Genomic DNA, 469 nt, shown 5'->3' with positions numbered 1-469 from the left:
GGCACTTTATGCACAATATGGAATTGATTCAGACCGCATCCTGATCAAGATTGCCTCTACCTGTCAAGGTATCCAGGCAGCAAAAGCGCTGGAAGAAGAAGGTATTCATACCAACCTGACTTTATTATTTGGCCAGCACCAGGCCCATGCCTGTGCGGATGCAAAAGTAACCTTAATCTCGCCTTTTGTCGGCCGTATTCTGGACTGGTACAAAAAAGCTGAAGGTGTTGAAGCTTACCCGATTGAAAAAGATCCGGGTGTACTTTCGGTTAAGCGTATTTATGAATTCTACAAGGCACACGGTATTCAGACTGAAATCATGGGGGCCAGCTTCCGCAGTATTGATCAGGTTTTAGGCTTGAGTGGCTGCGACCTGCTCACGGTAGCACCAAACCTGCTGGCCGAACTGGAAAATGATCAGCGTGAAGTGCAAGCTCAACTCTCAGCCAAAGATATTCAAGTTCAAGGT

1 protein-coding gene is annotated in these 469 nt (G+C 46.9%); it reads left to right on the top strand.

Features of this window, described 5'->3' with window-relative positions; all coding sequences use genetic code 11:
- Positions 1–469, top strand: a 469-nt coding sequence (locus E2K52_RS14880) for a transaldolase family protein (protein ID WP_319922814.1), incomplete at both ends; no start/stop codon positions are given.

Origin of the sequence: Acinetobacter sp. RF14B (assembly GCF_006864105.1) — a bacterium.
GTDB classification, from domain to species: Bacteria; Pseudomonadota; Gammaproteobacteria; order Pseudomonadales; family Moraxellaceae; genus Acinetobacter; species Acinetobacter lwoffii_C.
Note: the sequence above shows the minus strand (reverse complement) of the source record. Positions and strands in the feature narration are given on the sequence as shown.